This window comes from Alkalicella caledoniensis (genome assembly GCF_014467015.1).
GTDB lineage: Bacteria > Bacillota > Proteinivoracia > Proteinivoracales > Proteinivoracaceae > Alkalicella > Alkalicella caledoniensis.
This window is the reverse complement of record NZ_CP058559.1, coordinates 215,750-241,349: the sequence shown is the minus strand read 5'-3', so window position 1 is coordinate 241,349 and position 25,600 is coordinate 215,750. Positions and strand designations below refer to the sequence as shown.

Sequence of the window (25,600 nt, the reverse complement as noted above, 5' to 3'; positions counted from 1 at the left end):
CTACATTAAAAAAAAGGATATTGTTAATGCCTGTTTAATATATACTAGAGGCGATAAACACTGAAGTTCAGAGGTGGTGCATGTTATGGATAAAAGGAAAGGTTATATAATATCTTTTATTAGTATTTCCCTTACCATTTTGGTAATTTTAGTTCTAGTTATATTCTTAAATGTTTTAAGTAGTGCAAATGCAGCTCTTTATGTTATATTAGCTATAATATTAAGCCTCTCCATTTGTAATTTAGCAATCCTCCTCTACATAATTAGATCTTTAAGGAAAGAAAAAGAGCTAGAGATGATAAAGAGTGATCTAAAAAATACCGAGTCTCTAATAGACTTGCTTCGGAAACAAGGCCATGATCATATCAATAATATACAGACTGTTACATCGATGTTGATATTAGAAGAATATGAGGTGGCAAAAGAGTACCTGCAAGGCATAGCAAATAATTATCGATTCACAGGACATTTTTTGCGCTTAGGAAACCCTACCCTTACGGCCCTTATAAATACTAAAAAAGAACTTGCAAATCAAAAGGGCATAGAATTCATCATAGAAAAATACTGTAGGGTAAAATTGAAAAATATTGCCCCTTGGGACCTTGCAAATATTGTTGGAAACTTAATAGACAATGCCATGGAACATGTACTAACACATAATGAGTTGCCTCAGAAAGTGAGCTTTTATCTAGAAAATAGAGATGACTTAAAGGGATATATATTCAAGATTAGTAATCCTTATCAAGATGATGAAAAAGACGTTGCTAGCTTTTTTTCTCAAGGATTTTCATCTAAATCTTCTACTGGAAGAGGATATGGTTTAAGTATAGTTAAAGACTTAGTGGAGCAAAACAAAGGGCAAATAGATGTTTATCAAGATGGAGAAAATATTACCTTTCAAGTGGAATTGAGGGATTAAAAAAAGATGATAAATGTATTAATATGTGATGATGATATTTATACTGCTAAGGTTTTAAAAAAAGTTATTGAAGAACATCCGCAAGTTAATGAAATATTTTTGGCTTATGATGGTCAACAGGCCGTTGATATAGTAAAAAAAGAAGATATCAATTTGGCATTTATGGATATAGACATGCCAAAACTAGATGGCCTAGAAGCTGCTAAAATTATGATGGGTTTAAAGGAGAACCTGAAGGTTGTTTTTGTGACTGCTTTTCAAGACTATGCCTTTGACTCTTATGAAATAAGAGCATATGACTATATACTTAAGCCCATTGATTTTACCCGGGTTAAGGAAAATGTTGAAAATATAATTGAAGAATCCAACGGTGATAAATTTGAAGAGTCCCTTAAAGAAAATGACATACTGATGATAAAGGATAAACAAAAATATTACATGATAAATATGGCAGAGATAAACTATATTGAAAAAGACAATAAAGAGGTGTTGATCCACACCTTCGAGAAGACTCATAAAACACGCTCTGGCCTAAACGATATAGAAAAGAGGTTAACGGGAAATTTCTTCAGAACCCATAAATCATATATTGTAAATCTCAAAAACATACAAGAGATTGAGCCATATGGGGATACATCCTATATAATATATTTTAAAAACACAGATGAAAGTAAAAACGCCCTTATAACTAAAGACAAAATTCATTTGTTGAAAGGTTAACCTGCTAAAAGTAGCAGGTTACATTTTTGTCTTAAAAACAGAAATCTAGGGATTGACCTCCCCATATACGGGATTCAAATGTATTCCTGATTTGTAGTTGCAATGCTAAAATATAGTTAACAAAGGAAATGGAAGGGGTTTTGTGAAATGAGCCATAGCGTAATTACAGTAAAAGGGCTTAAAAAGTCATTTAAAGATAAAGTGGCCCTAAATAATATTAGTTTTGATGTTAAGATGGGAGAAATTTTAGGTATAGTTGGACACAATGGTGCAGGGAAAAGCACCTTGATTAACACCATGGTAGATATCTACAAGCCCGATGAAGGTGATGTTGAATATCTATTTGATCGCAAAAGTATGTATGACCATATAGGTGTACAAATGCAAAAAAATTATTTCGAAGGCAATGCTAAGGTAATAGATATTTGTAACCTATACAAAAAGTTAACTAAGAGTGATATTGATCTTGATGAGATGCTAGATGGGTTTGGCCTGAGCAAAGAGAAAGACACCTACATTAAAAAGCTTTCTGGTGGAAATGTTCAACGGCTTTCAATTCTTTTAACCTTAATAAATCAGCCTGAGGTAGTTTTCTTAGATGAATTAACCACTGGGTTAGATCCAGTGGCTAGGAGAAAGATTTGGGAAGTATTAAGGGAAATAAACAGAAAGAACAATGTGACCATAATTATAACTAGTCATTTTTTAGATGAGATTGAATACTTAGCAGACAGGATAATGATTTTGAACAAAGGGGAAATGGTTTATCTTGGCGGTGTTACTACAGCTATTGATCAGTACTCCCAAGGGGAAAAGGTTATAGAGTTTCAGATAAAGGACCCTATGGCAAGCTTTAAGCTTGATAAGTATGGGGCTATACCTTTAAATGATGACAGATACCAGATTTACACTAAAGACGATGAAAAAGTGTTAATGGAGCTTATCACCAAAGTAGGCATTAAAAACCTCGTGGTTAAATCTCCAACATTAGAAGATGTGTTTTTGAAGATTGCTGGGTACAAATTAGACAAAGAAGGGAGGATTATAAATGAATAAGCTAATGGCTTTAATATCTTATCAATTTAAATTACAAACAAGGGATTTTATGAACTTGTTTTTCATCATCGCTTTTCCCATGATAATGTATATATTTTTTAGCAATCTCTTAGAAGGAGAAGTGTATTACGAAGGGACTCTGAAGGCCATAGATTTTTTATTACCAGCATATATTCCATTAATAATCTCAAATACAGTAGTCCTTATATTTGGCCAAATGTTGGCAAACCACGTAGAATTCAATTTCTTTATCAAGTATAAGCTTTTAGGCTATAAACCAGTGCAGGTTGCCGGCTCATTATTTTTATCAGTACTATTGTTTCAGGCTGTAGGGATAGCTACCTTAATACTAACTGCAGTGGTATCTAAAGGGGTTAGTATACCACTTGGAAATATGTTTAACATTGTACTGGTTCTTTCTATCATAAATATTTTGCAATTCGCCATTGCCTTCTTTTTATCCAGTGTTTTTAGTAAAAGTACTTCTTACCAATCAGTTGCCATGATAGTATTTTATTTCCAGATGTTCTTAGGAGGAATGACCTTACCACCAGAAATGTTTCCAGCTAGAATTCTTTTGATTGCTGAGGTTTTCAACCCTATTATCCATGGAGTGTACGCTTTAAGGGGAGTATGGATACAAGGACACAGCGTATTACAATACCCTATGCAGTTACTAATAGTCTTAGGTGCCAGCATTGTTTTAATTGCGATCGGGTCTAAGTTCTTTAAATGGAGTGAGCTACAGAGCTAGAACAGAAATTTAGTTTTGAGACTTGATTTACATACAGATACTAAAGAATCATTCCTTTAGTATCTGTATGTTAACGTACAAGTATATGTATTTTCCTTGACAGCTTAGGGGACTATGTAAAGAAAATAAGAGGTGAAGGCAAGTGAAATCGAAGTACATTTCAAATTATATATCTATCTTTAGGATTCTAACTTCCTTGTCTTTGTTATTTATTGACTTATTTACATGGGAATTCATCACCATTTATATACTAGGTGGAGTCAGTGATGTTCTTGACGGGTATGTGGCAAGGAAAACTAACACAGAAAGTTTATTGGGAGCTAGATTGGATACGTGGGCAGATATCATAATGTTTGCAGTTATTATATATATTTTCACTCCCGTAATCACCCTTACAAATACCCTAGTGGTTTGGCTTTTTGCTATTTTTGCAATTAGAGTAACATCAATCATTATTGCTTATTTTAAGTTTAAGGTTTTTGCCATACTACATACCCTTTGTAATAAAACAACTGGGCTATTTTTGTTTTTTATCCCCATCTTTATAGGATCTTCACTAGAAATACCTGGGTTATATTTTGTTTGTGTGGTTGCAAGTGTTGCCAGCATTGAAGAACTGTTAATTAACATTTTATCAAGGAAAATGAAAGTAAACGTGAAAAGCTTATTTGCTGTACATAAGTAAGCTGAAACGGCTAAATAACTAAGTTAAAGCATTAAAAAATTATAGGAGGAGAAGTAATGAGCATTTATCAGTTTTTAGCAAGTAGTAAACCATTAAAAGAAGTAAAAAATCCTTATATAAAAATGCTGTCAATAAACGAGATGCTAGCCCGCAAAATGAAGGTTCCAAGTTTTCTGTTAGATAGTCCAACAGATAGAAATGAGAAAATAGTTTTACACTTTGATTCTGAGGAGCACCTTGATGAAATAGAAATAACCATTGAGAACAATATCCCAATGGACTATCTTAAAAAATATACCAGTAAAAATCATATATACACCTTATCATGGAGGTATACAGAAAAAAGAGCAAAGAAACTTTTACAATATATCCAAGAACAACTAAAGCAAGTAGAAGAAATAGAGCTATGGAATACTTGGATGGATGAAAAAATTGAAGGTATAACTCTGGAAAAAGTGAATATTAAAGAATTGACTGTTCAGTTAATAGAAGAAACTTTAGGAGAACAATGTTACGATCATCCTAAATGTTTGAAGGTTACAAAGTGTAGTAAGTCGAATTAAGAAATCCTAATAACAGTTGAATACCATTAAAAAAGCAAACCTCGATTTAATTATTGAGGTTTGCTTTTGTTTGTAATAACTTTTTTACCTACTTTATTAATAACTTTCTTGTAGAACAATTTATGTTGTTAGTTTTCCAAAAGTTAATTATACAAGGTTATGATGAAATAATCAACCAGATTCGAATCATGTTTACAGAATTTTCCCAACAATGATAAGATGAAAATAAGAAAGAAATAATGGGAGGGATTTATAATGAAAAAGAATTTGGTAGCTCTTATACTATTAGTTGTATTGGTTATAACTGGCATAGTAAGTGTAGGAGGGACTAAGTCGATGTTATTCTCAGGTGAGGATGATAGCATAGAATGGAACGCCCTTAAAAACGGACATGATCTATAACTCAATATTGTAGAATTTTTTACAGTTATCTATCAATAATTTCTTTAACTTTTCCTGCCCAAGTACATCACAGAAATTTATAGCTTTTTTCAGAGAAGAAAGATAGGAATCTATACCTAAATGGTACTCAGCTACTCCTTTTCTATGGTATAGGAGGTTTAAACCATTATAATTTCTATAATAATTACAAAATTCTATACCTAGCTTAGAATACTCTAACGCCTTCTCATGCAGATCCAGTCTGTGATAAGTATAGGCTAAATTATAACAGATTTTTGGATAGAGATTTTCAGAGGGGTCAACCATTTTAATACAAAATTCCATAATCTCTAAACTTTTTTCAGCAGATTCAGTTTTATTGAGAATTAGGGCTATATTCATTAGAATTCTTAGTTCTAAAGTGTTATAAACAAAATTTTCATATGAGTTTAGTGTAAAACCACCTGTGGTTATGCAAATGGCTTGAATAAGTTTAGAGAGGGATTCAAGGGGTAGATCATGCTTTTTATTTAAGATTATCGACTCTATTAAGAGCTGAAGTTGCTTAATTTGGTTTATAAAAAAAAGATGACTAGTTTTATTTAAAACTTGATTTAATCTGTCTAATTCTATGGCTAATTCATTAAAATCATCCTTATCAAGTTTAGCTTCTATGCTCATTGATGTTTTTTGATATTCTAAGTAGTTTTGAAGTCGATAGTTTAGTAATAGTTTATTTAAATCCTTATTTAAAACCAGTGATAATAAATCCAGTGTTTCTTGTGTAGGAATTACCTTTCCCTTCTCAATTTTTCTTAAAGTATCCACATGAATTCCTGAAGTCTCACTTATGTTTTTTTGGGTTAATTTTAAGTTTTTCCTTAAGTCAGTTATATTAGCCCCGAAACCAGCAAGGTTATAAGACATATTTACACCCCTTCAAATCTTATACTGTAATATAATTATAATTCTATAGATTGTTTGTGTAAACAACATAATCTGCAAACAGAATGAAGACTAAATGGTTATATATGTACCTCTGGTGAGGGGCAAAGTTGTTACAATACAAAAAGGGGAGAGTTGGGGTTATGAAAAAATTAACACTGATTCACATTGCATTAATTTTAATTGCTTTGGTATTACTTGTAGGATGTTCATCTAAATCAGATGCTAATCTACAAGGCGAATTAACTGATGGCACCTTGCTATCCACATTTGAAAATTATCATCTTACTATTTATAAAGAGCTTTCTACAGCTAGGTCTATCTCATTTGAAGTCATAAGTAGTGAAGAATTAAGTGAAGTGGATGTAAAAATTGATGTGGAAACTCCTTACGAGATTAGTATGGAAAAAATATCTATAGAAACTGACTTACCTTATTATGTTTACCAGAACTTTAGGATGTTAGATTGGAAAAGAATGTATGAACTACACTATCAAGGTGTAAGGCATTTGCTTGAAGTAGGGGCAGAAATGGATAATTATGCAGTGGAAAAATTTACAGATTTCAATGAGCTGTATCGTGAAGACTATGAAAGAATTTTACAAAAGAAAAATTATAAAGATATTTACTACTATCAAGTAATTTTACAATTTCAGATGGAAGATATAGAAATTGAAGGATACGAAGTTTTTGAAGAAATATTTATAATAGCAAATGGAGTAGAATATAAATTTGATATAGGTAAAGTGGAGCTTGACTATGCCACAGATTTTGATATACCAGAGTATTTACTTTCTCCTGTTTATATTGGGGCATGGGGGAAAGCTGTGGAACCTAATTCAAAAGGCGAGATAGTTATCGATGACATGGAATTTATAAGTTTAGAAGACTTGGTAGTCACTGATATAAGAGTTATAAATGATAATGTAGAAATAGCAGAAATAACCATTACAACAGATAAAGATGGGGTTAGTATGGATAGAACATTTAACAAGGGTGAAGGAATGCACTTACAACAGGGGACTACTTTATATCCAAAAGTGGTATTGAATGACAAAAACTTTATCAACACACAAAGTTACTCAAACACAATTTATTTGGTAATAGAATATGAGATTGAAGGGAATTCCAAAGTAGTTTATTTCGAATCTAATTATCTCACAAGGCCAAACGTCTATGAATTCATATTTAGAAAGATAGAAAATGTTGATTTTTTATCATATTACAATGATTACTTTAATAAAATAACAGAATGGAATTTGGATTTACATTAGAAAGAGGTATAAAGATGAAAAAAATAACCTTTGTTGCTGGAATACTGGCATTCCTTATGCCAATAATTCTCATTGCTTATATAACCTATCTTGAAATGGAAGATTACAAACCTAATATTGAATATCGAATAGCTGCGAAAAGTTATGGAGAACCTTCTCAAATTTCAAGGATGAATATCGAAGAAACGGTCCATGTAAATGGCAAGCTTAACTCACATGACTTTGATTTTGTAGAATGGGATAGCACAAGAAATCCGAAGGTGAGAATATCTGTATCCCTTAATGAAGAAGTAAGAATAGGGGGGACACTGGTATATGTAAATAATAAACCACTAGCTTCTAGTGTTAATGGGGTTATACAAGAAATCAATATCATCGAAGGTTATGTAAAAATTCTTGATATTGATAAACTCGTACTAGAGAGCTATACTGATACCAAAAATGCTAATAAACTAGAACTGAACAAATGGTATGTTGTGGATCAGGACGTGAAAATTAAGCTCATTTCTTTATCCAACGTAATGACTGAATTAGGTAGAATGGCATCTTATGCACTTGAAGGAGGCAGTTTTCTATATCAAGAACATGTAAAATTTGAGATTCCTACAGGAGTTGTTTATACTGATGCATTAACTGTCAGCAAAGAAAGTGTTTACCAAAAAGAGTTAGATGGCCCATACTATATTAGAAGAGTGGAAAGTACAGGGCAGGTAATTGGTGAAGTTGAAGTAAAGGTGGGGATAGCAAACAAAGATATGATAACTATCACAGGGGTAGAAGAAGGTTGGTTTGCTGATCCGGGATATGCACAACTCATGAGAAGTGAAATGGGATTTGAAAATGAGTAGTTTGAGTATAGATTTGCAAAATATTAATAAAGCATATGACAAAAGAGTTGTTTTAAAGGAGATAAATATAAAAATTGCTAAAAATGACTATATAGCTATTGTTGGTAAATCAGGTTCAGGGAAATCAACACTTATGAATATATTGGGGCTTATTGAATATTGGGATGATGGGATTTATTCTTTTAACGGTACTAGCTTAGTTAAAACAGAAGATCACTGGAAAATGCGGCTTGAAAAAATAGGGTTTATTTTTCAAAATTATAACTTAATACCATCCCTTACATGCAAAGAAAACATACTGGTACCAACATTGTACTATAAGGGTAAAAAACAGGACCTAGATTTTTTAGCTCATCAATTGGATATTTTTGATTTACTTGATACGTCTGTTAGTGTTTTAAGTGGTGGAGAGAAACAAAGGGTAGCTATCGCTAGGGCTTTGATACTAAATCCTCAGATAATTATTGCTGACGAACCAACAGGCAATTTAGATGAAGAGAACAAAGATATAGTGTTGAAATTAATTGATGATGCCCATAGTAGAGGATGTGCTGTAGTTTTAATAACACATGATGCAAATGTTGCTAGAAGAGCCAGTAGGGTTTATGAATTGAAGGGTGGTTACTTGCATGAAAAAGATTAAAGACTTGGCGAGCCACGCCTTACTAATGGTTAAACGGGAATTAAGAAGTTATTTCCTTTTATCTGTAACCATATTTTTATCCTTCACTTTTCTACTTGCATTTTTTCTTTTTTCTGATTCGCAAATTTATAATAAATATAAAGAAATTTTTAATGTACCTCCCACCATAGGAGTAGCAAGCAATTCCTTTACCATCAACCCAATGACCGGACAAATCATTGAACGAGGAATGCTTCAGACTACATTAAAACAGAATATGTTAATAGAGCAATTGGATAAAATGGAAAACACACAGTATTTTCAGTACTTTTCCGCTGATGCCCAAACAAGATACTACAGTGATGAAAAAAACTCTGTAGGTATCCAAATGATATTTTTGCCTAAGGAGTTTCCTGGATTTTATACAGGCTCAGTTAATAACTTTAGTTATGTAGAAGTTATCTTTGGTGAAAACAGATTAAATAGTCCTTATGAAATACTTATAGATGAGCTCTTTTATGAATTATTGAGTTTAGAACAAAAGTCAGATTTTTTATCTATTATCTTGCCTCTAACTGATAAAGAGGGAGATACTGAACTGGTAGAATTCAAAGTGGTTGGCATAGTTTCAAATGGGGCAGGTACTGATACTATTACCAGTGAATCAGGACACAATAGTTTTTATGTCTCCGCATACTTATCAAGTGATCTTATAAGTATGTATGATATGGATCATTTAGAGAAAAAAATCCTAATTAACTCAGAAAAAATTGAGGAAGTAATTCTACTAGGTGATGACCTTAACTTACCAATTGCCTCTTCATACACTTTACACATGAGGGCAAATGAAGAAATAAGAAATCGTATATTATTAAATGGCATTGCTGCCGTACTTCTTTTTACACTTTTAGGAATAAATCTATATAGTAGTTTTAACAATGTACTTAAAGAAAGACGTTATGAAGTAGGAGTAAAAAGAGCTTTAGGGGCAGGAGGCAAAGACATAATTATCCAATTTTTTCTTGAAGGGATGATTGTTATGATGGCAAATGTGTTCACTGCTATAATAGTGGTCATCAATGCAGCAGTTGCTTTTAAATTTATTCAGAAGTTTTTTTATTACAACCAATGGATAATTTATGTAAGTATGCAATCAATCATTTTATTTCTGGTATGTGTTACTTTTTTAAGTGTGTTTTTTAGCTTAGTATTTGCATATCAGTCCACTAGAGTAGAGATTGTTAAGCATTTAAAATCCGAATAATATATTGTTTAAAATAAACTCTTTATTAAATAGATCAAGTCCTATAATATATATATTAAAGACCTCTAGTATTAGAGGTCTTTTCAGAGTAAATTTTAAGTATTATGTAATTTTGCCATGAAGATTGTACTTTATTTTGAGCATCAAAGCCCCAATTATAAGGCGTATCCTTAAAAGTAAAAAGTTACCTGAGATTTCATATTGACTTTTAAAGTAAAAAAATATATAATAGGTTTTGCTCTCAAAAAATATTTGCATTATGCGGGTGTAGCTCAATGGTAGAGCTCTAGCCTTCCAAGCTAGCCACGTGGGTTCGATTCCCATCACCCGCTCCAAAAAAAAAATATATATATGGCGGCGTAGCTCAGTTGGCTAGAGCATACGGTTCATACCCGTAGTGTCCGGGGTTCAAATCCCTGCGCCGCCACCAAAATAACATCAAACATCCTAAAAGGATGTTTTTTTAATATATTCCTGACCCCTTATTGCTTATATCTATTTGTCTAATTGCCTACTATACTCAAAAACTTTATTATTCCTCGATTATTTGGTAAAATATAACTTACAATGATTTAAAGGAGGAACACATGAAAAAAATACAATTATATACTGATGGTGCCTGTTCTGGTAACCCTGGACCAGGGGGATACGGTGTCGTCCTAAGATACAAAGACCAAGAAAAAGAAAAAGCTCAAGGCTTTAGACTTACAACTAATAACAGGATGGAGCTTTTGGCAGTGATTAAAGGCCTAGAGGCCATAAAGGAGCCCTGTGAGGTAGAAATATTCTCCGACTCCAAATACATAGTAGATGCAGTAAACCAAAGATGGGTATATAAATGGAAAGCAAATGGGTGGATGAGGAATAAAAAAGAAAAAGCCCTGAATTCCGATTTATGGAATAGGCTTTTAATATTACTTGAAAAACACAAGACTACATTCAATTGGGTAAAAGGGCATGCTGGTTACCCAGAAAATGAACGTTGTGATTTTTTAGCTACAGAGGCTATAAAATCACCTAACCTACTAGAAGACGAAGAATTTACAAAAGAAAAACCCCATCAGAAAACTTTATTCTAGAACAATACCCAATTTATTTTCAAACTCTGCTACCATCTTAGTGTATTTTTCTATAGCGGCAACACTGGAGTCACGCTTTTCATACTCATCAACCATAGCATCAAATCTTCTTAAGGTTTCTGGTTTCAGTTGCCTTTGAGCGAACATAAACAATGCAGTATCTTCTTTTTGAATATGTCTCTTTAATAAATCTGTATAACCAATAGCGTTTGCAATGATGTCTAACCTTGCATCATCTTCACCTTCTTCATGGCGTTGAAGTGCTTCTTCTAAAGTTCTGATGAATAGTCTACCAAGATCATGCTCAGCATACATACCACTTAATGGACCTTCAACTAGCTCTTTGCCAAGCTCTTCAGTAAGAATCTCAAACAAATATTCTTCTTCCTTACCATGATGATGCTTATCAGCAAAATTTCTTACAAAATCAATACAATCCCTAAACATCTCATAATCAACTTCATCGTTGTTTAAAACATCCAGACAGGCAGTACGGATAACATTTAGCATCCTCTTAATATATTTATGCTCGTCAATCATTAACTCAATACCATTCATAAAAATACCTCCTACAACTCTTTTTCTTTATTATAAACTAAAATTTCCAAATCTATTATGACTTTAATCACATTCTGAGAAAAAGTTGGTCACAGTCAAGTATCAAATGTTGTAAATAATTTTGAGTCAGGGGAGCCTAACGGGAAATTACAACGGGGATTACACGGATTTAGGGGTGTGTTTTGTTGGTCCTTCTTCTTCTAATTGGCTACAGAAACGTCGACTACTTGCTACATGCTGGGTCAAGGGCAATTTGATATACTGCTACATGCTGGGTCTTTAATTTATTTGATTGGTGTTGTGGTTTACTTTTGATTATTGCTTTCTACTTTTAACATTGTAGGTTACTTGGTTAAACGGAAACATGTTTCGTTGGCAATTATGCTGGGTCAAGGGCTAGGCGGAAACGTCTATATTCTGTAAGCATGCTGGGTCGGAAATCTAATTTAAAATTGACATTTGACATTTTTTTTTGACCCAGCATGTAGCATTTAGTGGAGTGCTGTTTGACCCAGCATGTTTACAGTATGTGGAGTTTACGGTGAGCAAATGATGGTCTTCGACCCTACTTACATGGCTCTTGGTGGGAATTGGTGTGATTTTGTTGGTGGCCGATGGTGCCCCAAGGGTTTTTATTATTTTAGTGTAATTAGTATAGAGACTGTTAGTGAAGTTAGTGGCTAGAATTTATTATTCTTTACCGTAAAGCGACCTGCGAGCTGCGATGTTTTAGCAGTGAATATAAGAATCTCTAATTATCTGTCTAAAGAAAAAGACATTGACCTTAAGGCAGCAGAATCTCTTTTAAATATCTGCGTTATCAGTGTCCATATGTTTTATAGTAGTTTCGACCCTACTTACATAGCTCTTGGTGCAAATTGGTGCGGTCTTAGTTGGTGGAAGATGGTGTCCAAAGTTTATTTGAGTGTTTTGTCCTATGTTGGAAATAATTTATATCAATGCTAAAAACTAAAAGGAGGAAAAGAAAAATGAACTACCTAGAAAAAACCCTAGAAAGCTACGAACAATACGTAAATCCTGCCATGGCACGTCTCTTTAGATTCATGGGACTTGCCACCATAGAAGAAACAGCAGAAGGAATATACATAACAGATAACACAGGAAAAAAATATATAGATTGCCTAGGAGGCTATGGTTCCATAAACCTAGGGCATAGCAACAAAGAAATAGTAGAAGCATGTAAACAACAAATGGATAAAATGCCACTTTCTTCAAAGATACTTATCAACAGCAAACTAGCTGAACTTTGTGAAAAACTCGCAGAGATCACCCCAGAAGGATTAAAATACTCCTTCATTTGTAACAGTGGCACCGAAGCAGTGGAAGGGGCGCTAAAAGTAGCTAAAATTGCCACAGGAAAGCCAGAAATAATTGCTACAAAGGGAGGTTTCCACGGAAAATCCTTAGGTGCATTAAGCGCCACGGGAAGGGAATTGTTCAGAACACCATTTGAACCACTGCTACCAGGATTTAAACACGTACCCTTTGGCGATATAGATGCTATGAAAAATGCCATAACAGAAAACACAGCAGCTATTATAATAGAGATAATACAAGGGGAGGGAGGAGTAATTCTTCCCCCAGAGGGATATATACAAAACTTAAGGGATTTATGTACTGAAAAAGGAGTTTTGCTAATAGTAGACGAAGTGCAAACAGGTATGGCTAGAACAGGCAAGATGTTTGCCAGTGAACACTACAATATTAAACCTGACATCATGTGTCTGGCTAAAGCTTTAGGTGGCGGGGTCATGCCAATAGGAGCAGTGATAGCAACAGAAGAACTTTGGGAAAAATACATAGAAGCACCACTTCTCCATACATCAACATTCGGTGGCAACCCACTGGCTTGTACAGCTGCCCTTAAAACAATAGAAATTATCCAAAGGGATAATTTAGTGGAGAAAACAGCTGAAAAGGGCCAATACCTCTTAAACAGATTGACTCAATTACAAGAAAAATATCCCACAGTAATTAAAGAAGTAAGGGGTAAGGGATTGCTTATAGGTATAGAATTTTGTAAAGAAGGTTTAGGTGGTATGTTAATGTCTGAAGCCATAGACAAAGGACTATTAGTGGCCTATACATTAAACAACGAGAAAATCTTTAGAATTGAGCCACCTTTAATAATCACTAAAGAAGAAATTGATGAAGTAATTAGCATACTAGACACATGCTTCGGTACTGTGGCTATGTTTGCCGAAGACCTATAAAAAGAGGGGGAATCAAAATGCCTTTTGTTGAAACAGATATTATTATAAAAGGGGATATAAACGAGATTTATCCAATAGTAAAGGATATGGAAAGCTACCCTAAATTCATGGATAGTGTAAAATCTATCAAAGTTATAGAAAGAGGAGAAAATTCTACCCTAACCCAGTGGAAAACTGAGCTAAAAGGAAAGCCTTTTAACTGGGTTGAAAAGGATGTTTTCTATGACGAAGATTACAAAATAACCTATGAACTAACCTCAGGAGACCTTAAGAAATTCGAAGGACAGTGGACACTAACTGAAAATCCAGAAGGGGTAAAAGTACACCTTACTGTAGACTTCGAATTCGGTGTACCCATGATAGCTTCCCTTTTAAACCCCATAGCTAAACTAATAATAAAACAAAACTTAGACTCTATGCTAACAGGGATTAAGGGAGAGGTAGAGAAGTAGTTTGACAGTTGGTTAGTTGGACAGGAAAAAGTGGCTAGTAAGTATTTTGGGGCGTAAAGGGAAATGCGACCTGCGAACTGCGTTGTTCTTAAATTCTTGATATAGTTTCAGTTTGTGTCAAATGATGTCAGAAGGTTTTAGTTATATCGAAGTAAATGTAAAGATTTTAATACATTATGTCGGAAAATATCAGAAAATTTCTATTTCCCAGTAAACAATTGTATTTATCCTTATAAAGGAATATAAGGGAAATAAAAGTACAGAATATAAGCCATAGGAGGTAGGACTTATGGAAAAAACATTTACAATGATAAAGCCCGATGGAGTAAAAAGAGGCTTAGTTGGAGAAATAATTAAAAGATTCGAAACAAAGGGTTTTACAATAACGGATCTAAAGATGATGAGCATTTCTCCCCAACTAGCAAAAGAACATTATAAAGAGCACACAGAAAAGCCATTTTTTAATGATCTAGTGGAGTTTATTACTTCAGGGCCAGTGGTTGCCATGATACTAGAAGGTGAAGACTGCGTATCCCAAGTAAGAACCATTGTAGGCAGTACAGACCCACAAAAAGCCACCCCAGGGAGCATTAGAGCAGATTATGCTACAACAGTGCGTTTTAATGTAATACACGCATCAGACTCCCTAGAAAGCGCCATAAGGGAAACATCCCTATTCTTCGAAGAACAAGAAACTCTACAAACCATATGACACAAATTAACCACCAAGGACTAAAGTCCGAGGTGGTTTTTTAAAAGAGCTAAAGCATTGGCCACAGATCTACATGATCTATATGATCTTAAGGGCAATGGCTTAAGTTCAAAGGCTTTAGCCACGGATTTTCACTGATTTGACGGATTAGATATAAACATAAAAGAGAAAAGAGAAAATCTAATTCCAATAGTTAATAACGATTATTATTTAAAGTTTGCTTTTAATAGTGGTGAGCATTTTAGTGTAAAGTAGTGGTAAAATATGGGTTTTAAAGATTTTTCAGTGCGATGTAAGTATTATAGAAAAATAAAAAAATCACATATTGCAGGGATTTCTCTTGTTGTTAGCGAATTAATAACAAAACGACTAAACAGGAGGAACAAAATGCTGAGTGAACAAGATTACACAAAATTTCTAGAAAAAATATATAAAAAAACTGGACTAAATCTTAATTATTACAAAGAAAAACAAATGAAAAGAAGAATAGATACACTGGTACAAAAACATGAAAAACAAACATATGACCAGTACTATGAATACATAAACTTATCACCAGTAGCATTTGAAGAATTTATGGACAAAGTAACAATTAACGTTTCTGAATTTTTCAGGAATCCAGAAAGATGGGAAGTACTAAAGAATGAAATAGTTCCCTTGCTACAAAAAAACAATAGAGGCAAACTAAAGATATGGAGTGCAGCTTGCTCAACAGGGCAAGAGCCTTATTCATTGACAATGCTATTTACGGAATTAGGGATAGAACACGAAATACTAGCAACAGATCTAGATAAGAAAGTTTTAGATAAAGCAAAAAAGGGAGTATACGAAACAAAAGAGCTTACAGGTATAGCCTCCCAACATCATAAGTACTTAATCAGATCAACTGACAAATTTCAAATAGCTGATTCCCTAAAAAAGAACATCACGTTTAAAGAGCATAATCTATTAACCAGTGATTATCCCAAAGGCTTTGACTTAATCCTATGCAGAAATGTAATGATTTATTTTAAGGAAGAGGTGAAAGGGAAGATTTACCAAAGTTTCAATGAATCTTTGAATCCAAATTGTGTGCTTTTTGTAGGTAGTACAGAACAAATCTTTTTCCCACAAAAACTAAATTTCAAATCAGTTCAGACTTTCTTTTATCAAAGAATAGAATAAAAGCATTTCCCAGTAGCGCGCATTATTGCCTTACTGGGATTTTTTTATTTGCTATTAAGAGATCTTTTTTCTTTTAGCCTAAAGTTCTACGAATCCTAATTACAATGTTTAACTGTGAAAATAAAAATCTTTAATTATCTGTGTAAGGAAAAAGCCTTTGACCTTAACCAGTAAAATCTCTTTTAAGAATCAGTGTTATCAGTGTACATATGTTCTAGAATTTAGACCTACTTACACAACCATTGGTGACAATTGGTGGGAGATTTTATTGGTGGAGATGGTGTCCAAAGCTTTACCAATAAAAAAAGACCTCAGATATAACTGAAGTCTAAAGCTTAAATTTAGATAAAAAAAATGGTGAGCCATCCGCGACTCGAACGCGGGACACCCTGATTAAAAGTCAGGTGCTCTACCGACTGAGCTAATGGCTCACAATGGCTGGGGTAGCAGGACTCGAACCTACGAATGCGGGAGTCAAAGTCCCGTGCCTTACCGACTTGGCTATACCCCAAAATGTGAAAAAAAATCATGGTGGAGAGGACTGGATTCGAACCAGTGAAGGCGGAGCCAGCAGATTTACAGTCTGCCCCCTTTGGCCAACTCGGGAACCTCTCCATGATAATGGTCAAAAAAAAAATGGAGCCGACGATGGGATTCGAACCCGCGACCTACTGATTACAAGTCAGTTGCTCTGGCCAGCTGAGCTACGTCGGCATATTAAGTTATAATGGCGGAGCTGACGGGAGTCGAACCCGCGGTCTCCTGCGTGACAGGCAGGCATGTTAGGCCTCTACACCACAGCTCCATATTGATGGTCGGGGCGAAAGGATTTGAACCTTCGACCCTCTGGTCCCAAACCAGATGCGCTACCAAGCTGCGCTACGCCCCGACGACAAATACTAGTATAATACAGTTAAAAAATAAAGTCAAGCGTTTTTTAATATTTTTTTATTATATTTTTTAAAAGTTTTTTATAGCGTCCCAAAAGCTTGACCACATACCTTTATCAAAGATAGTTTGATAATTTCCTGTAGTCGAGTCAAGAGTTATATAATAAACTCCTATTTGTAGACCAATAATAAAAAGGAGAAATGCTGTAGTAGGAAACCAAGCATACTTAAATATCTTTTGAAACTTTGTATCTATAACAACTTTCACTTTCTTATTGCTATTTTCCTTAGATCTTTCAACACGGGACTGAGCTTTTGAAGTCATTAACCCCACCTCCATTAACTTATTATACAATAAAAATAGCTTAGTATTCAATACCTAAAAAAAGGAGAAAAAATAAATGAAAAATGTTTTAAAAGCACTAGTTACTCTTTTTATGATATTAACATTAATGTCAATTAATACACAAGACCTGCAAAATGAAAGTATCATAGATAGTGATTTTATTGAAAGAAACGAAGAACCAAAAGAACATGAAGACAATTACCTAGAAATATATAGTTTAGAAGGAGTACCCCTAATAAAATTCAATGGCTTTCATGAAAAAGGACTAATATACTTAGGAGACTTTGCAAAGGTTTCTGACCTCTATACTGAAAACAAGCTAGATTTCGTGCTAGTTAAATCAAACAGTACAAATACTTTAAAATCCAATATTTATACAGTTAAATCAAACACTGAAATTCCCTTAATTGACGATGACAACACATTAAGAATCCACAGTGAAGACACCATATTGCTAGAACTTAAAAGGTTTAAATTTATAATCTCAACAAATTTAAACATAGACCAACAGTTAATGAAAGAAGATAGTCAGTTTTTTGTACTATCTGACGTCTCGCAAATTGAGAAAATTAAGGAAAGCTTTAGCATAGAACAAATATTTTCAGTTGGTGATGAGTACCCCACAAATCACTATCCTATGCTATCGGTGATTCCCGATAATTATTACGTGCAATTTGTCAGTAATTCAAGCTCATATAATTTTAAATACAAAATAATTAAATAAAAGAGGAAAATTTAGATTTTTAGAGAATATCCCTATAAAGTATTTATATGGGAGTGGTGTAAAGCAAGATGTTTAAAGAGAAAATATATAAGTTCACATTGATAATAACTCAAATATTCACTTGGAGTTACTTAACTTACTCAGTGCTAAATTATACACCTCATATGATTTCCATTCAGATACTTATGGCTTTATCCCTGATTTTAGTTAATGTATCTCAAAGCAAAATTTACGACTCTGTATATATTGGCTTCGATATGCCTATTTTCTTAGGTATGCTATTTATTTTTAATGAAAATGTAATGACAGTGCCTATTATAGTATATTTAATATCAGAAGCTATAGAAAGGGCCATAGTTAAAAAAAGCCCTACACCTAAGAGATACTTATTTGATATAGCTAATAAATTATTTCCTTATATCGCATCAGCGTTTACCTATTACTTAGTATCTAACTACACAAATGACATAATAACTATTGTTATATCAATAGTTTCAATATACGCACTAGCTAACCTTGTAATACTATATATGTGTTTACAACTTGAAAATTTGAATCTATTTGAGATTATTAATACTCGGTGGTTAGTGTTGTTTTTTGTTTTAGAATCCTATTTCACGATTTTAGTTATTAATTTGTACCAAGTTTTTTCCCTGCTAGGCTTTTATATGGCATATGCTGCCAGTGTGCTAATCTTTAACTTACTAAATAGGAGTATTGCCATAGAAAAACACCAATCCACATACAACAAGACAATTGAGTATTTTGCAGAGTTTTTTCATTATGGAATAATGATATTAGATAAGAAAAAGATCGTTCTTTCAGCGAATACACAATTTATTGAATTAAATAATCTTAGAAGTAAAAAAATAATTGGTAGACCCCTAGATGATCTCATAAATACTTTGCCAATGAAAAAAGAATTCGCTGAAGGATTAGATAACCTATGTGATGAAAACTGTTTTTTTGAATCAAACTTTATAGATGAAGACAGATACTTTTCCATTACAATAATATCCACGGATAATGACAATATAAAGTATGTATTACTACTAAAGGATATAACGAAAGAATACTCAGATAAGATAAATTTCTTAAACGAGCAGAGGCTGGCATCCTTAGAAGAACTTGCTGCAGGTACTGCAAATGACATAAAAAATCCATTAGCAGTAGCCAACGGATTTTTACAATTAATTAAGTTAAAATTAAATGATGAGCAATTACTAAACTATACTGACGAAGCTTTACAGGCTCTAGAAGTAACAGATAGTTATATAGAATTATTCACACTTCTTGGAAATGGAGCTAAGAACCATCATAAACATAAGAACATCAATTTATCCAATATACTACAGGGACTACTTAACCATTATTCAGCTATTTACGAAAATATACAGTTCAACAAGGAGATTGACAAAGATATTATTATACTAGGTGATAAGGTTCTACTATCAAAGGCTTTTACTTTTATTATACTTAATTCAATAGAAGCTGTACAAGATGTTAAAAGAAAAGAAATTACCATTAAGCTTAGGCAAGAAAATTCCGAGATATTTTTAAATGTAATTGATAGTGGGATAGGTATAGAAAAAGAAAGCCTTTTTAAGATATTTGATCCTTATTTTACAACTAAAAAAAATAACGCCCATGGTCTGGGGTTATTTTACTCCAAAAAAATAGTAAATCATCATAATGGACACATTAGCATAACTTCAAACAAAGGCCATGGAGCCAATGTAAAAATCCAATTAAAAAAATAATTTATAAAACTTAGTCATTTTTTATCAAGTTTTTAATAGTTATTTAATAATTAAACTTGATAAAAGGTGGGATAAGAAATGATGATTAAGTTAATAAACGAGTACGAACTAGGAATTGATAGCATCAATGACTATATTGTTGTTTTTTTTAAACAAAACCCAGATGTAATCATAGGTAGACTAAAAGTTCATACAGAAAAAGAAAAGGATGAACAGCTAGAAAGGTTTAAGCTTATGCCAGCTGACTTAGTAGACGATAGGATTTTAAGTCTTTATGACGGAATACTGTACACAGGGGGAGTAATCTCTCCAATTAAATGCACTTACTGCAACAAAAAACTATATTTTGATGAATATACATTGAAAAATGATGACGTTATTGAATGCTGTTATTGTCATAACAACATAAAAGTACAATTCTGTAACTCAATCACAGATGTTATTATGTAACTGGGGGGAACCCCCCAGCAAAACTATAAAGAACCGTTTTCCATCATATACTTTTCAGCGTTTTTAATCATAATTTTAACCATGGCGCCACCCATTTTACCACCAATCCTCCCGCACTCGCGGGAAGTCATGTTTTCCCAACCCTGACTTTGGATTTTTTCTCTTATTCCTAATTGATCAGCTATCTCGTATTTGAACTGGTCTAGGACCTCTTCAGACATAATTTTATTCCTTCTTCTTGCCATTATATATCACCTCCTTATACTTAGTTTTTACATGTCACTAACTATCTATGTTAGTATATCTTTGTAAATAAACTGTATTTTGGGAGTAAAGAAAATCTAAAAGTACAAAAATAAGAGGTGGGTATGTAAAGTACCCACCTTTATTCGTTTTAATTTGTAGTTGGAGCCATTCTTCTTACTATTTCTGCAAGTTCATCGAAGTTATCAGTTATCGGTCTACCTTGAGCTATGTTTCTTGACATGTTTTCCACTCTTTCGATGATTTGTGGGTCAGTTGTAACTATTGCTTCATTGATTTCATTCATTTCATTTTCTACATTACGAGAGATCTCTTGTTCCATTTCCCGTTGACCAGCATTGTCTCTGTTGCCTCTTCTAGGTTGAGCGTTGCCACCATCCATTCTGACACCAATAATAGCCACGTTACCCATAACTACAGCGGTTGCCCTTTCTACATCTTCCATATCAGTTACCATATCTGCGATTCTTTCTGCCACTTGAGTGCCCTGGGTTAAACCAGCTTGATCATTATTAGGTACGTTTTGGTTAGGTAATCCAGGTGTAGTTCCTGGGGCATTCCAGTTTGGGTTTTGTTGTGGAACTTGTTGAGTGCCAGGTTGACCAGGAACCGGCTGCATATCAGGGGTCTGAGGACCAGGTACATTTGGAGTTGGAGCTGGAGCTGGGCTAGGTGCTGGTTCCGGACGTGGTGCAACCCTACATCCAGCAGCAGTTAGCGCCAAAGCTAAGATCAACATTCCAACCAAAATTATTTTGGTTTTATTCAATTCAATACACCTCCTAATTTTTTAAATGTTACTTCGTTTATATATTTCCACTGCCCAAATCAATCTATACTGGTTAAAATTAGTGCTTTTACAAAAAAAAGCTAGTAGTTTATGCAATATTTAAGCAAAACATAAACATAAACATAAACATAAACATAAACATAAACATAAAACTGATTATAAAGTGAGTTAAAAAAAAACAAGTTTATATATTGCATAAGCCAAGATGGCAAATAGAAGGTATTTTGAAGATTAATTGTTTTTAAGTTTTGGACAAAAAATGCGCAAATTTATAATGCTTTTGACAAATACTAATTAAATAACAAAACACTGGAAAGAGGGATATTCGTGAATATATTAGTTACAAATGATGATGGTATATATGCAAAAGGAATCAATGCCTTGGTTACAACCCTTACACAGAAGGGACACAAGGTATTTGTGGCTGCCCCAGATAGGGAAAGAAGTGCCAGTGGTCAAGCAATAACACTACACTCACCAATAGGAATCAAAAAAGTTTCTAAGTGGGAAGGGGTTACCGCATACGCCATTGATGGTACTCCCACAGATTGTAGTAAACTAGGAATCATGGAGTTGGTGGAGGAGCCAATAGATGTTGTTATTTCAGGAATAAATAAAGGACCAAATCTTGGTACAGACGTCCTTTATTCAGGGACTGTCTCAGCAGCCATAGAGGCTGCTTTACTAGGAGTACCAGCCATTGCTGTATCTTTGGCAGATTTCACAGACTTAGATTACACCTACGCTGCCATGGTTTCCGAAAAAATCGCAAGGGTAATGTTAAAGCAAGGTGTGCCTAAAGACACCCTTTTAAATGTAAATGTACCAAATATAGATAAGAAGGAAATTAAAGGCATAGCTATAACTACCCTCGGCCAAAGAAGATATAAGAATCAATTCCACAGACGTGAAGACCCAAGGGGGAATACCTATTTTTGGATGGCAGGGGAGATAGAAGATTACTTAGATGATCCCCTCACAGATGTTTCAAAAATAAAAGAAAATTATATAACTGTTTCACCCATACACTTCGACTTCACAAACTACAATATCATGAACATGTTGGAAAAATGGAATTTGTAGATGAAAACATAGCAGTTCGCAGTTAGCTTTTACGCTTTGAAATTAAAATACTTGCCACTAACTTCACTAAAAAACTCTATGCTAATTACACTAAAATAATAAAACCTTCTGCCACCATCGGGCACCAACAAAAACATTCACCAATTTCCACCAAGAGCTATGTAAGTGGGGTCGAAGACTGATCATTTGCTCACCGTAACCTCCACATACTGTAAACATGCTGGGTCAAACTGCACTCCACTAAATGCTGCATGCTGGGTCCAATAAATAAGGCGGGGTCTTTATTACTAAGATTTTATATAGTGCAGAGCATTTTAGTGAAAGATAGTGTGAGGCATGTTTTGAAATTTAGAAATTTGCCACTAACTTCACTAAAAATCTCAATGCTAATTACACTAAAATACCAAAACCTTCTGTCACCATTGGCCACCAACAAAAACATCCACCAATTTCCACCAAGAGCTATGTAAGTGGGGTTTTTATTACTAAGTTTTTATATAGTGCTGAGCATTTTAGTGAAAGATAGTGTGAAGCAGGTTTTGCAATAGGAACTTGATCTTATGTTTTAACCGCGAGATTCTCATACATACTTACCCCAGCAATGTATTAACCAAAAAAAACTTCCCACAAAATTAACTTAAACAGCCAAATAGTTTTATCAAATCAGTAATTAAAAACAGAAATTCTTCCGCGTTGCAATTAAGAATTTTATTTATTTTAGATTAAGTTACGACCCAGCATGCTTACAGAATATAGAAGTTTCCGCCTAGCCCTTGAGCCAGCATAATTACTTATTAAACACGTTTCCGTTAAACTAAATACAACCACAATACTAAAAGTAGAAATCAAGATCATAACTACCACATACCAATAAAACAAATAAAAAAAGGCCCAGCATGTAGCAAAAAGTCGACGTTTCAGTAGCCAATAAAAAAGACCCACAAAACGCACCCTCAAGTCCGCGTAATCTCTTTTCACTTTCCCGTTATGCTCCCTTGACCTTGATTTTATTACCAGTTATAATAAAAACTAGAATCGTTAGATGTCTGACATCTAAAAATGGAGGGATAAACCATGGTGAAAAATTACGATGTTGAATTAGCCAGTATGATAGACCACACATTACTAAAGGCTCAATCCACCAAGGAAGAAGTTATAGAACTATGTAAAGAAGCAAAAGAATATAACTTCGCCACAGTGTGTGTAAATCCAAGCTACATAGCCTTTGCAAAAAAAGAATTAGAAGGAACGAAAGTAGGCATAACAACAGTAATTGGATTTCCATTAGGGGCATCAACAACTCAAACAAAAGCATTTGAAACAAAGGACGCTCTTGAAAAAGGTGCCACAGAAATCGATATGGTACTAAATGTGGGAATGATGAAATCAGGGGAGTATGCCTTTATACTTGAAGACATTAAGGCAGTTGTAGAAGCTGCAAAGGATAAAGGAATTGTAAAAGTAATACTTGAGACATGCTACTTAACAAATGAAGAAATCAAAAAAGCATCTGAACTATCCCTAGAAGCAGGGGCAGACTTTGTTAAAACCTCAACGGGCTTTGGAACAAATGGTGCAACAATTGAACACATAGAGCTTATGAGAAAAGTAGTTGGACCAGACAAAGGAGTAAAAGCTTCTGGTGGTATAAGAAATACAGAAGTTGCAAAAGCCATGGTAAAAGCTGGAGCAAATAGAATAGGTGCCAGCAGCAGTATTTCAATAGTAGAAGGAACCCAAGATAATACAGCAACCTACTAAAAGCGCGGAACCCCGCGCTTTTTTCATAATAAAGTAAATTATATTCCCTTAAAATCTTCCACAACCATCTGTTGTAGCCCTTGGTTCACCTGAACTAATCAGCTCCCCATATATTCCCACAACAAAGTCCTAAAAAATAAAAGGACTTTATTTTTTTTTGTCGAATAAAAGAGTAACATATAAAAAAATAGATAACATCTAAAAAAAGAGGAGTAAAAACCCATGGGAAAAAAAATCATAATCGTATCTACAAAGAATAGCATAAGATTTATGGCTACTGTCTTTGGAACCGTACTGGTCCTGACTATTCTTACCCTAAGTATAAACTACTACAATGATACAAAAACACTTAAAGTCCATCCGGAACTAAATCTGCCACCGGCAAATCTACAATTAGTAGGAAACCATTTCTTAGGACTTAGGACTTCTCAAACTGATGGAGAGAGGATACTAAGTTTTGAATTTTCTGACCTAGAAGCTGCCGATGTATATATGCAAGATAGCGATCAGTATATCCAGATATCTGTTAGCAAAGTAGATAACATAGAAGAATACCAAGAAACCAAATACTTAATGAATAACTTACAGTTACAAGTAACGGGGGATACCATGTTATTTACAATAAACAAAAAAGAACTAAACGGCCGTTACCTACTAGCCCAAAGGGAAAATTCCGTACAGATAAAGCTACTTTCAAAAGATCTACAAGGGAAAAGGATTACCTTAGACCCAGGTCATGGTGGGATTGACTCAGGGGCAATTGGTCCTACAGGTCTTATGGAAAAAGACGTAGTACTGGCTATATCCCTAAGGCTTAAAGAACTATTAGAAGAAGCTGGGGTAGAGGTAGCTATGACAAGATATACTGAAGACAGAACAATACCAGATTATAGAGAAGACCAGCTATATAGAATACAAGTAGCTAGGGATCTTGACGCTCATATGTTTGTATCCATACACAACAACGGTAGTACCGCTAAAAACGCCCACGGACTAGAGGTTTTATACCACGATGGTACAGTGAACAGGTATCAATCCAAAGAACTTGCGCAAGTTGTTCAAAATCATCTAGTACAAGAGTTCCAAAGAAGGGACAGGGGAGTGCTAAATAGAAGGATTGTTCAGCTCACAGGTGAAAGTTTCACATCAGTATTAGCTGAAATCCTTTTTATAACAAATCCCGAAGAAGAAAAAATGTTAAGGGCCGATGATTTTGCAGATAGGGCTGCACAAAGTCTATTTTTAGCCATAAAAGCCTATTTTGAGAACTAGACACCCTTTGAATCCTAATGTATAATAAAC

Annotated in this window: 28 protein-coding genes and 8 tRNA genes; 25 read left to right on the top strand and 11 right to left on the bottom strand. The window is 34.0% G+C overall.

All coding sequences use genetic code 11. The features are described from left to right. The first annotated feature begins 85 nt into the window (after window positions 1-85). From HYG86_RS01225 to HYG86_RS01195, 7 genes are all read left to right on the top strand, one after another. Window positions 86-919, top strand: a complete 834-nt coding sequence (locus HYG86_RS01225) for a sensor histidine kinase (RefSeq protein WP_213167155.1) — start codon at window positions 86-88, stop codon at window positions 917-919. Between the two features lie 6 nt (window positions 920-925). After that, on the top strand, window positions 926-1,639 hold the full coding sequence (locus HYG86_RS01220; protein WP_213167154.1) for a LytR/AlgR family response regulator transcription factor: 714 nt from the start codon (window positions 926-928) through the stop codon (window positions 1,637-1,639). 147 nt (window positions 1,640-1,786) lie between these two features. Beyond that, window positions 1,787-2,695 (top strand): ABC transporter ATP-binding protein, encoded by a 909-nt coding sequence (locus tag HYG86_RS01215; RefSeq protein ID WP_213167153.1) that lies wholly within the window; start codon window positions 1,787-1,789, stop codon window positions 2,693-2,695. Continuing rightward, window positions 2,688-3,449, top strand: coding sequence for an ABC transporter permease (locus HYG86_RS01210; RefSeq protein WP_213167152.1), 762 nt, complete (start codon window positions 2,688-2,690; stop codon window positions 3,447-3,449). The genes HYG86_RS01215 and HYG86_RS01210 overlap by 8 nt, the downstream gene beginning before the upstream one ends. A gap of 142 nt (window positions 3,450-3,591) precedes the next feature. After that, window positions 3,592-4,134 carry a CDP-alcohol phosphatidyltransferase family protein gene (locus HYG86_RS01205; RefSeq protein ID WP_213167151.1) on the top strand — a complete coding sequence of 181 codons (543 nt, stop codon included), beginning with the start codon at window positions 3,592-3,594 and terminating at the stop codon, window positions 4,132-4,134. A 56-nt stretch (window positions 4,135-4,190) separates the two neighbouring features. Further along, complete coding sequence (locus HYG86_RS01200) at window positions 4,191-4,697, top strand: hypothetical protein (protein WP_213167150.1); 507 nt, start codon at window positions 4,191-4,193, stop codon at window positions 4,695-4,697. Window positions 4,698-4,952: 255 nt separating this feature from the next. Further along, window positions 4,953-5,099 carry a hypothetical protein gene (locus HYG86_RS01195; protein ID WP_213167149.1) on the top strand — a complete coding sequence of 49 codons (147 nt, stop codon included), beginning with the start codon at window positions 4,953-4,955 and terminating at the stop codon, window positions 5,097-5,099. Here the strand turns inward: HYG86_RS01195 and HYG86_RS01190 are convergent. Beyond that, window positions 5,094-6,005 (bottom strand): helix-turn-helix domain-containing protein, encoded by a 912-nt coding sequence (locus tag HYG86_RS01190; RefSeq protein ID WP_213167148.1) that lies wholly within the window; start codon window positions 6,003-6,005, stop codon window positions 5,094-5,096. The genes HYG86_RS01195 and HYG86_RS01190 overlap by 6 nt on opposite strands. Window positions 6,006-6,166: 161 nt before the next feature. Between HYG86_RS01190 and HYG86_RS01185 the strand changes: the two genes are divergently transcribed. From HYG86_RS01185 to rnhA, 7 genes are all read left to right on the top strand, one after another. Continuing rightward, window positions 6,167-7,297, top strand: coding sequence for a hypothetical protein (locus tag HYG86_RS01185; protein ID WP_213167147.1), 1,131 nt, complete (start codon window positions 6,167-6,169; stop codon window positions 7,295-7,297). A gap of 14 nt (window positions 7,298-7,311) precedes the next feature. Next, window positions 7,312-8,145, top strand: coding sequence for a hypothetical protein (locus HYG86_RS01180; protein ID WP_213167146.1), 834 nt, complete (start codon window positions 7,312-7,314; stop codon window positions 8,143-8,145). Further along, complete coding sequence (locus HYG86_RS01175; protein WP_213167145.1) at window positions 8,138-8,788, top strand: ABC transporter ATP-binding protein; 651 nt, start codon at window positions 8,138-8,140, stop codon at window positions 8,786-8,788. Before HYG86_RS01180 ends, HYG86_RS01175 begins: the two co-directional genes overlap by 8 nt. Further along, complete coding sequence (locus HYG86_RS01170) at window positions 8,775-10,031, top strand: ABC transporter permease (protein WP_213167144.1); 1,257 nt, start codon at window positions 8,775-8,777, stop codon at window positions 10,029-10,031. Before HYG86_RS01175 ends, HYG86_RS01170 begins: the two co-directional genes overlap by 14 nt. Window positions 10,032-10,292: 261 nt before the next feature. Beyond that, a tRNA-Gly gene (locus HYG86_RS01165) sits at window positions 10,293-10,366 on the top strand. Window positions 10,367-10,384: 18 nt separating this feature from the next. Next, window positions 10,385-10,461, top strand: a tRNA-Met gene (locus HYG86_RS01160). A gap of 157 nt (window positions 10,462-10,618) precedes the next feature. Beyond that, complete coding sequence (gene rnhA / locus HYG86_RS01155; RefSeq protein ID WP_213167143.1) at window positions 10,619-11,110, top strand: ribonuclease HI; 492 nt, start codon at window positions 10,619-10,621, stop codon at window positions 11,108-11,110. On the opposite strand, the gene HYG86_RS01150 is transcribed toward rnhA, so the two are convergent. Continuing rightward, window positions 11,102-11,668 carry a hemerythrin domain-containing protein gene (locus HYG86_RS01150; RefSeq protein WP_213167142.1) on the bottom strand — a complete coding sequence of 189 codons (567 nt, stop codon included), beginning with the start codon at window positions 11,666-11,668 and terminating at the stop codon, window positions 11,102-11,104. The genes rnhA and HYG86_RS01150 overlap by 9 nt on opposite strands. Before the next feature lie 516 nt (window positions 11,669-12,184). Here HYG86_RS01150 and HYG86_RS01145 point away from each other — a divergent pair. From HYG86_RS01145 to HYG86_RS01125, 5 genes are all read left to right on the top strand, one after another. Continuing rightward, window positions 12,185-12,352, top strand: a complete 168-nt coding sequence (locus tag HYG86_RS01145; RefSeq protein ID WP_213167141.1) for a hypothetical protein — start codon at window positions 12,185-12,187, stop codon at window positions 12,350-12,352. 305 nt (window positions 12,353-12,657) lie between these two features. Beyond that, window positions 12,658-13,902 (top strand): aspartate aminotransferase family protein, encoded by a 1,245-nt coding sequence (locus tag HYG86_RS01140; RefSeq protein ID WP_213167140.1) that lies wholly within the window; start codon window positions 12,658-12,660, stop codon window positions 13,900-13,902. A gap of 17 nt (window positions 13,903-13,919) precedes the next feature. Further along, entirely contained in the window at window positions 13,920-14,354 is a 435-nt protein-coding gene (locus HYG86_RS01135; protein WP_213167139.1) for a type II toxin-antitoxin system RatA family toxin, read from the top strand. A gap of 289 nt (window positions 14,355-14,643) precedes the next feature. After that, window positions 14,644-15,066 carry a nucleoside-diphosphate kinase gene (gene ndk / locus HYG86_RS01130; RefSeq protein ID WP_213167138.1) on the top strand — a complete coding sequence of 141 codons (423 nt, stop codon included), beginning with the start codon at window positions 14,644-14,646 and terminating at the stop codon, window positions 15,064-15,066. Between the two features lie 387 nt (window positions 15,067-15,453). Further along, window positions 15,454-16,230 carry a CheR family methyltransferase gene (locus HYG86_RS01125; RefSeq protein WP_213167137.1) on the top strand — a complete coding sequence of 259 codons (777 nt, stop codon included), beginning with the start codon at window positions 15,454-15,456 and terminating at the stop codon, window positions 16,228-16,230. Between the two features lie 355 nt (window positions 16,231-16,585). Here HYG86_RS01125 and HYG86_RS01120 read toward each other — a convergent pair. The 7 genes from HYG86_RS01120 to HYG86_RS01090 form a co-directional block, all read right to left on the bottom strand. Beyond that, a tRNA-Lys gene (locus HYG86_RS01120) sits at window positions 16,586-16,661 on the bottom strand. A gap of 4 nt (window positions 16,662-16,665) precedes the next feature. Next, a tRNA-Gln gene (locus tag HYG86_RS01115) sits at window positions 16,666-16,741 on the bottom strand. Between the two features lie 18 nt (window positions 16,742-16,759). Then, window positions 16,760-16,845, bottom strand: a tRNA-Tyr gene (locus tag HYG86_RS01110). Window positions 16,846-16,867: 22 nt separating this feature from the next. Further along, a tRNA-Thr gene (locus HYG86_RS01105) sits at window positions 16,868-16,944 on the bottom strand. A 14-nt stretch (window positions 16,945-16,958) separates the two neighbouring features. Beyond that, window positions 16,959-17,035, bottom strand: a tRNA-Asp gene (locus HYG86_RS01100). A 7-nt stretch (window positions 17,036-17,042) separates the two neighbouring features. Then, window positions 17,043-17,119: transfer RNA gene (locus HYG86_RS01095), tRNA-Pro, on the bottom strand. Between the two features lie 71 nt (window positions 17,120-17,190). Beyond that, on the bottom strand, window positions 17,191-17,445 hold the full coding sequence (locus HYG86_RS01090) for a hypothetical protein (RefSeq protein ID WP_213167136.1): 255 nt from the start codon (window positions 17,443-17,445) through the stop codon (window positions 17,191-17,193). A 76-nt stretch (window positions 17,446-17,521) separates the two neighbouring features. Here HYG86_RS01090 and HYG86_RS01085 point away from each other — a divergent pair, with 76 nt between their 5' ends. The 3 genes from HYG86_RS01085 to HYG86_RS01075 all read left to right on the top strand — a co-directional run bounded on the left by HYG86_RS01085 (window position 17,522) and on the right by HYG86_RS01075 (window position 20,400). Then, complete coding sequence (locus tag HYG86_RS01085; protein WP_213167135.1) at window positions 17,522-18,190, top strand: hypothetical protein; 669 nt, start codon at window positions 17,522-17,524, stop codon at window positions 18,188-18,190. Window positions 18,191-18,258: 68 nt separating this feature from the next. Beyond that, window positions 18,259-19,950, top strand: a complete 1,692-nt coding sequence (locus HYG86_RS01080; RefSeq protein ID WP_213167134.1) for a two-component system sensor histidine kinase NtrB — start codon at window positions 18,259-18,261, stop codon at window positions 19,948-19,950. 78 nt (window positions 19,951-20,028) lie between these two features. Further along, window positions 20,029-20,400 (top strand): hypothetical protein, encoded by a 372-nt coding sequence (locus HYG86_RS01075; RefSeq protein WP_213167133.1) that lies wholly within the window; start codon window positions 20,029-20,031, stop codon window positions 20,398-20,400. Between the two features lie 23 nt (window positions 20,401-20,423). Here HYG86_RS01075 and HYG86_RS01070 read toward each other — a convergent pair whose 3' ends face one another. Together HYG86_RS01070 and HYG86_RS01065 are read right to left on the bottom strand one after the other, a co-directional pair. Continuing rightward, the gene (locus HYG86_RS01070) at window positions 20,424-20,645 is read right to left on the bottom strand and encodes an alpha/beta-type small acid-soluble spore protein (RefSeq protein ID WP_213167132.1); all 222 of its coding nucleotides are present in this window, start codon (window positions 20,643-20,645) and stop codon (window positions 20,424-20,426) included. 149 nt (window positions 20,646-20,794) lie between these two features. Next, entirely contained in the window at window positions 20,795-21,433 is a 639-nt protein-coding gene (locus HYG86_RS01065; RefSeq protein WP_213167131.1) for a YhcN/YlaJ family sporulation lipoprotein, read from the bottom strand. A 348-nt stretch (window positions 21,434-21,781) separates the two neighbouring features. Here HYG86_RS01065 and surE point away from each other — a divergent pair, with 348 nt between their 5' ends. The 3 genes from surE to HYG86_RS01050 all read left to right on the top strand — a co-directional run bounded on the left by surE (window position 21,782) and on the right by HYG86_RS01050 (window position 25,570). After that, complete coding sequence (gene surE / locus HYG86_RS01060; RefSeq protein ID WP_213167130.1) at window positions 21,782-22,537, top strand: 5'/3'-nucleotidase SurE; 756 nt, start codon at window positions 21,782-21,784, stop codon at window positions 22,535-22,537. A 1,074-nt stretch (window positions 22,538-23,611) separates the two neighbouring features. Further along, a complete protein-coding gene (gene deoC / locus HYG86_RS01055) occupies window positions 23,612-24,298 on the top strand; it encodes a deoxyribose-phosphate aldolase (RefSeq protein WP_213167129.1) in 687 nt (228 codons plus the stop codon). Between the two features lie 222 nt (window positions 24,299-24,520). After that, the gene (locus tag HYG86_RS01050; RefSeq protein WP_213167128.1) at window positions 24,521-25,570 is read left to right on the top strand and encodes an N-acetylmuramoyl-L-alanine amidase family protein; all 1,050 of its coding nucleotides are present in this window, start codon (window positions 24,521-24,523) and stop codon (window positions 25,568-25,570) included. Window positions 25,571-25,600: the final 30 nt, after the last annotated feature.